Origin of the sequence: Nitrospina gracilis 3/211 (assembly GCF_000341545.2) — a bacterium.
Taxonomy (GTDB): Bacteria; Nitrospinota; Nitrospinia; order Nitrospinales; family Nitrospinaceae; genus Nitrospina; species Nitrospina gracilis.
In genome coordinates this window covers 2,082,400-2,088,390 of the sequence record NZ_HG422173.1, presented here as the reverse complement: position 1 = coordinate 2,088,390, position 5,991 = coordinate 2,082,400, and the positions used below count along the sequence as shown (strand labels likewise).

The window sequence follows — 5,991 nt, the reverse complement described above, 5'->3', positions numbered from 1 at the left end:
GGAAGGCGAAGGGGTGATCAGCCAGAGTGGCGACGACCTTTACGCCCTGCGCGAGTTCCGCCCGGGGGACACCTTGAGCGCGGTGCACTGGAAATCCAGCGCCAAAACAGGAAACCTGCGCGTCAAGGAATTCGCACATGGCGGATTTCACAGTTTCACCCTATTTTTGCACATCCTGGATCCGGAAACTCAAAGAATGGTATCATCTCCCGTTTTGGAACAACGCGTTTCGGAAACCGCTTCCCTGGCATACCACCTGATGCGCCGCGGCGACGAGGTACGGCTCAAAACCCACGATTACGAATCGTCTTCCGGCAACTCCGAAGCGCACCTGGAATCGATTCTTACCTATCTTGCACTGGTGGGATTCAGCACACCCCACATTAAGGCAGCGGAAACCAATGCCTAAGAAAACCATCCAGGTTGGAATCATCGGTTCCGGCACCAACCAATACGCCAAACTGACATGGCCCATCGGGCGGTGGATTGCCGAACAGGGATTCAACCTCGTGACGGGCGGCGGGGGTGGTGTTATGGAATCCACGTCGCAGGCGTTCTGCCAGGTGTCGCACCGCAAGGGGAAAGTCATCGGCATCCTGCCTTCCGGGGTCGCCTGCGACCGAGCGGCAATGCGCAGTCACTACAAAACACCTCCGGGATACCCCAATGACTTCGTGGATATTCCCATCTACACTCACCTGCACATGTCGGGCATCCAGGGAAAGGGCGTGGCCAGCAGAAACCACATCATCGTGCTGACGTCGGACGTGGTGATCGGTTTCCCCGGCGGGCCCGGCACGCGGTCGGAAGTTCAACTGGCACTCGAATACAGAAAACCGATCGTGCTTCTCAACAAGGATCACATCTGGGAAGAATTCAAACGTACGGAAGCCCGGGTGGTGGACTCGCCCGACGATGTCATTGCCGCCGTACGCAGTCTGGAACCGGACTGGTTCGACTGACCCTCACCGTTTCAAAATCCGTTTGGAAAAATACTTTGCAGGGATGTCCACATTGAACTCGATGTGGTCGAACATGTAGGTGGTCTTGGTGTTGTCTTTCAACATATCGCGGAACACCATCTTGCGCGGGAAAAGACGACCGTCAATAGTGCGGTAGCCTTTGAAGTCGATCATCTTGAGCAGTTTTCCACTCTTGGCAAAACGCTGTTCACGCAAAACAATCTTGCGTTCCGGGTCGGTCCACACCTTGCGGAACTGATAGGTTTTTTCCGGATCCTTCGCAGTGAGGTCCAGCACCAGAGTTTTCACCCCTTCGAATTCCTCCACTTTCGCAATTTCGGGAATGTAAGCGTCGCTCAGCTTTTCATCCTCCAACATGTCTTCATACGACAGGTCGCTTCCCATCATCGACTGGCGCAGAAGGTGACCGGCAATGAGTATGATGCGGTCGGTCTGGGGTGTATACAGCCACAGCTTGCGGTCGATTTTGAGCATCTTGGTATCGCGCTCGCGCGGCGGCGACTTGTAATGGCTGAACGACTTGACGATGCCCTCCATCCATGTGTTCATCTCGAGCGTGCGAACCCGGCGGCCATTATCCACAATCAGCCGCCCCTCGACATACTTGGTTGCAGACCACAAGTTGGCATCGATGGCCTCGACCAGTTTCAGTGGATCGAGGTTCTTCCATTCCTCAGGAATACTGTTCTGCCCCGCAGCTGTGGATACCAATGCCAAAACCATCGCCCATCCCAACGCAGTATTTCTGATCCAGCGTTTCCAGTTCATCGTCACCCCACTTCCAGTTCGCGGAACAGGTTTGCCTCCGAGCGTTTGAAGATGGCGAGACTGGCGAACAGACTGCCCGCCACGCTCGCCGTCATGCCCGGCACAATGCCGCGCACGAACCCTTCGACGGTGACGCGGCCGCGCGCAATGTCATTGATCATCAATCCCGATTTGGCCATGGCGTCGCCCATATCCACCCCCACCTCCTGAAGAATAAAACACCACAAGACCGCCGACCACACATCCGGCAATTGATCCCAGCACCCCCACCGCAAATGCTTCCAGTGTGAGTGAGGCTACAAGATGCTTGTGGGTTTCCCCCATCGCCAGGCGCAGACCCATCTCGCCATAACGGTGAATGCCGTTCAGAAGGCCCGCGTTCCACAACACCAGCACCATGAGGAAGGTGAAAATGAGCACGATAACCCCACGGATGAGTTCGAACTTGCGGGCGATCTCTTCGATATTTCTCTGGTCGAGAATGGTGAGAGCGATGGGGAAATCGTCTTTCGCCCACTGCTTGGGTGGATTCTGCCGCAGGTCCGGTAGTTTTTCCTCGATGGCCTGCTTGATGTCCGCGTACTCATCGTACGGCACCGAAGCTGGCAGGAAGCCCAACCAGTCGGTCACCATGTTGTCCATGTAAAACGTGTGCTGCGCGTCAGCCAAATCAAAGAGTGCCATCTTCTTGTCCATGGCGGTGACACCGAATTGAATGAGCCCCGTCACCGTGTAGTTGTCGGTGGCGAGCCCGCCGTCGAAGGTCTGGCCCAGCAGGGTCACCATGGAACCGGGTTTCAGTCCAAGAGATTCAGCCAATTGATACCCCACCAGCATTTCATGGGGATTCTCGGGAACGCGCCCCTCCCTGACCGAGGCCTTCAAATCGAGCCGCTCCCGCTCGGAGGAAGCGGGGTTCAAAAGCTGAACCGCCATGCCGGTGACCGGCGTCTGGCTCACGGTGTTCCCTTCCTCGTCAGGCACATCCATCAACGCTCCCCAGCGGATGCGCGGGGTCCATTCGATGCGCGGGTCGCTGTTGGCCTCCAGCCATTCACCGGTTTCCTCTTGGTCGGCCAGCGCCCGGTCCAGAGGCACGAGGTGTTCTTCTTTATAGAACGGTTTGTTAACGAAACGCAGGTGGCCGGTGTCGAGTTTCGCCGACATGTCCAGCATACCCATAAAAATGCCATCCATGAACCCGAGCAGGCCCACCATCAACGCCACGCCGACGGTGACGATGAGAAATGGAAACAACGAACGGCTTTTGTCGCGCAGGATACCTTTAAAGGTAAACCGGATCACGTGATGGCCCTCCCGCGGAGCGCCTGTGTCGGGTCCAGCCGCACGATTTTCTTCACCGGCGCCCAGGCCACCGCGATGACAATTGCCACCGTGATGAGGGTGGAAGTGATCACTTCCCAGGCGTTGATGTCGAGAAAGATTTTTTCGCGAACCGGGAAGCCGGTCTCGCTCAGGTGCGATACGTCGAAACCGACCCCCTGGAACCATATGAAAAACGGAACGCCCAGGATCACCGCCGCCACCACGGCGAGAAACGCGGCGAAACTGCCCTCCAGGGTGAACAGCCGCACCACCCGCTGCGGCGTCATGCCCAATGCCAGGAGGGTGCCAATTTCTTTCTGCCGTTTGAACACGCTGAGAATCTGTGTATTGAACACACTGATGCCGGCAAGAGAGATGAGGATGAACCACAGAATGCGCGTGTTTCTCCGGTCATGACGAAGAAGCGTCATGAGATCGTGCATCAGCATTTCCACCGACTGGAACTCGAATCCGGCGATGGCCCCCATTGGATCCTTCACCGCCACCCAGGTGACCTCACCCGACCGGTCTGTGAGGGTACGCAGGTGATCCAGCCGCATCCACACCACTCCTTCATCGATGCGCGGGTTGATGAGCGGCACCACATCGACCACCTTCACATCCAGCGCGTCCACCGCGCCATGGCGGTCCCGCCACTTGAGCACCACCACATCACCCACCGCCAGATGCGATTTCTCCGCCATCTTGCTTCCGAGAATGACGGGGATAACCGAACCCACCTCCGGACTTTCACGCCTGAGAGGTTCCAGCGGCAGTTCCAGCAGGGTCTGCTCCATCTCCACGCCACGCAACTGCACCGGGAACAGGCGGCGGTTTGGGAACAACTGCCCCTGTTGCACCAGCACCTCGGCTTTTTCCGAGTGTGGCAGGCCCGCGAGCTGTTCCGGGACCGGCAGGGTCTGGTCCTCCCACTCCGTTGGTTCCAGGATGTCGAAACCGGGCACGCGGTAATGCCCTCCGGCGACATCGGTGCTGGCCATGTTGCGCAGGGCCTGCGTCTGGAAGCCATTGAGAAGCGACAGGGAAAAAACAACGGCGATGAGGATGAGCGCCGTCACCAGCACGTTCAGCCAGGCGCGCATGCCCTGCCGGATGAAATTCTTGAACGCCATGTCGTAGATCATGCCGCCTCTCCCCCTACCTTGCGCACCTCATCTGCTTTTACGTATCCGTCCTCGAGACGGATTTCGCGACGCACGTACTGGGTTACTTTTTCATCGTGAGTGCTGAACACGAATGCGGCACCGAGTTCACGGTTAAGCTTTTTCATCAACTCAAGAATGAGGTACGAGTTCTCCGCGTCGAGGTTGGCGGTGGGTTCGTCCGCCAGCACCACCGCCGGTTCCTTCACCAGCGCGCGGGCGATGGCGACGCGCTGGCACTGTCCTCCAGAAAGCGTCGCCGGTTTTTTGTTGATCTGCTCCGACAGGCCCACCCAGTCCACCAACTCACGTACTTTCCGGCGAACATCGTTTTCAGCTTTACCCATGAGGAGAAGCGGGAACAGGACATTTTCGTACACGTCGTAGACAGGAAGCAGGTTGTAAGACTGGAAGATGAAGCCGACATGGTCCCGGCGGAAGGCGGCCAACTCGTCGCGGGACATGGAACTGAGTGCTTTGCCCTGGAACCGCACCTCGCCGGAGGTGGGGCGGTCGAGGCCGCCAAGCAGGTTCAGGATGGTGGTTTTGCCGGAGCCGGACGGCCCCACGAATGACATGAAGGAACCGCTTTCGATTTCGAGGGAAATGCCGTGCAGAGCGGTGAAATCCTGTTCTCCCACCCGGTACACCTTGGTCACGTCCTGCATTGTGAACATGCACGCACTCCCATCGAAATGTTAATGAAACCACACCAGCGTGAGGCCTATGCGCGACTCGGTGCCATTGAATACCGGCGTCTGGCGGAACAGGCGGCCGGTGCGGTTGTCGCCCTCCACACTGCCGCCAATCAACGCGGTGAGGTACAGATAGACCTGACCGAACACGTTGTGCTCGATCTGGGGCGCGATCTGGAAACTGCGGTCGCGCATATCAAAAAAAGCAAAGAAGCGCCAGACAGTGGCGATGCCAACGGGCTGGTCGATGAGCAGTCCCAACTCATGCAGGGTGCGCTCGCCCTTGACGTCTTCAATGGTGAAACCCGGCTCCTGCGTGCGGAAAAAGTATTCCAGCAGGACGTGCAGTCCCTGCCCGAAATCAAAGGTGTAATCCACGCCCACAACGCTGTCGAAGCGGAGCGGTTTGCCCGGCTTGTCCTGCTCGATATCCACCCGCCCCTCGTTCCAGAAGCCGATGACCTGCGTTCCTTTGAAGTGGTAGCCGAACTGGAACAGTTCCAGATCGTGACTGGGCAGGAACTCCAGATCGGTGACAGGCTTGTACTGGAACAGCAAGCCCGTCTCCAGAATACCAATCTGGCGCTCGCCGCGCAGTCCCCAAATGATGCGTTCGTTGAAGCGTGCGGGGATGGCCCATCCTTCCACTTTGGAGGTGGGGCCGGTGAAGTAAGTGGCGCGGAGGCCGTCCACCCCGGTGGTCTGTGGAATGACGCCGGATATAAGGCGGTCGTCGAACACCCCGAGGGGGCGGAACAACTGACCCGGACCGAACAGGATGGCCTGACGTCCCCCACGCAGACGGAACTGGTCTTTCTCAAAACGGAGCCAGCCGCGGAATACGTCCAGGTCCCATTCGTCCACCAGGCCCACTTGCTCGATGGCTCCGCCGCGATATTCGGATTGGAAGGTGAATTCGAAGTCGAGGAGCGAGGTGTCGTCACTCCAGAAATCTCCCACGAGGCCATTTCTCAGCTGAACCTGGTGGTTGAAGTCGTTTGAGAGAGGGGGCGCGTCCCACAGGTACTCCGAGGCAGCCAGAAATCGCCCCTCATA

General features: G+C 58.0%; 8 protein-coding genes. 2 read left to right on the top strand and 6 right to left on the bottom strand.

Going from position 1 to position 5,991, the window contains the following annotated elements:
- Together TX82_RS09920 and TX82_RS09915 are read left to right on the top strand one after the other, a co-directional pair.
- Positions 1-409 (top strand): DUF58 domain-containing protein (locus tag TX82_RS09920; RefSeq protein WP_042251033.1); only part of this gene is annotated, 409 nt, incomplete at its 5' end.
- Positions 402-962, top strand: coding sequence for an SLOG cluster 4 domain-containing protein (locus TX82_RS09915; protein WP_005009940.1), 561 nt, complete (start codon positions 402-404; stop codon positions 960-962). The genes TX82_RS09920 and TX82_RS09915, both read left to right, overlap by 8 nt.
- A gap of 3 nt (positions 963-965) precedes the next feature.
- On the opposite strand, the gene TX82_RS09910 is transcribed toward TX82_RS09915, so the two are convergent.
- The 6 genes from TX82_RS09910 to TX82_RS09890 form a co-directional block, all read right to left on the bottom strand.
- Positions 966-1,751 carry an outer membrane lipoprotein-sorting protein gene (locus tag TX82_RS09910; protein ID WP_005009934.1) on the bottom strand — a complete coding sequence of 262 codons (786 nt, stop codon included), beginning with the start codon at positions 1,749-1,751 and terminating at the stop codon, positions 966-968.
- A gap of 2 nt (positions 1,752-1,753) precedes the next feature.
- A complete protein-coding gene (locus TX82_RS16780; protein WP_244875020.1) occupies positions 1,754-1,942 on the bottom strand; it encodes a hypothetical protein in 189 nt (62 codons plus the stop codon).
- A complete protein-coding gene (locus TX82_RS09905) occupies positions 1,902-3,056 on the bottom strand; it encodes an ABC transporter permease (protein ID WP_005009931.1) in 1,155 nt (384 codons plus the stop codon). Before TX82_RS09905 ends, TX82_RS16780 begins: the two co-directional genes overlap by 41 nt.
- The gene (locus TX82_RS09900) at positions 3,053-4,222 is read right to left on the bottom strand and encodes an ABC transporter permease (protein ID WP_005009929.1); all 1,170 of its coding nucleotides are present in this window, start codon (positions 4,220-4,222) and stop codon (positions 3,053-3,055) included. Before TX82_RS09900 ends, TX82_RS09905 begins: the two co-directional genes overlap by 4 nt.
- Positions 4,219-4,917 (bottom strand): ABC transporter ATP-binding protein, encoded by a 699-nt coding sequence (locus TX82_RS09895; protein WP_005009927.1) that lies wholly within the window; start codon positions 4,915-4,917, stop codon positions 4,219-4,221. The genes TX82_RS09900 and TX82_RS09895 overlap by 4 nt, the downstream gene beginning before the upstream one ends.
- A 21-nt stretch (positions 4,918-4,938) precedes the next feature.
- The coding region (locus TX82_RS09890) for a hypothetical protein (RefSeq protein WP_042251032.1) at positions 4,939-5,991 on the bottom strand (1,053 nt) is incomplete at its 5' end.

Bases quoted from the DNA above. Each gene is read 5' to 3' on its own strand.
- TX82_RS09915 (WP_005009940.1), top strand. From the start codon at position 402: ATGCCTAAGAAAACCATCCAGGTTGGAATCATCGGTTCCGGCACCAAC.
- TX82_RS09910 (WP_005009934.1), bottom strand. From the start codon at position 1,751: ATGAACTGGAAACGCTGGATCAGAAATACTGCGTTGGGATGGGCGATG.
- TX82_RS16780 (WP_244875020.1), bottom strand. From the start codon at position 1,942: ATGGGCGACGCCATGGCCAAATCGGGATTGATGATCAATGACATTGCG.
- TX82_RS09900 (WP_005009929.1), bottom strand. From the start codon at position 4,222: ATGATCTACGACATGGCGTTCAAGAATTTCATCCGGCAGGGCATGCGC.
- TX82_RS09895 (WP_005009927.1), bottom strand. From the start codon at position 4,917: ATGTTCACAATGCAGGACGTGACCAAGGTGTACCGGGTGGGAGAACAG.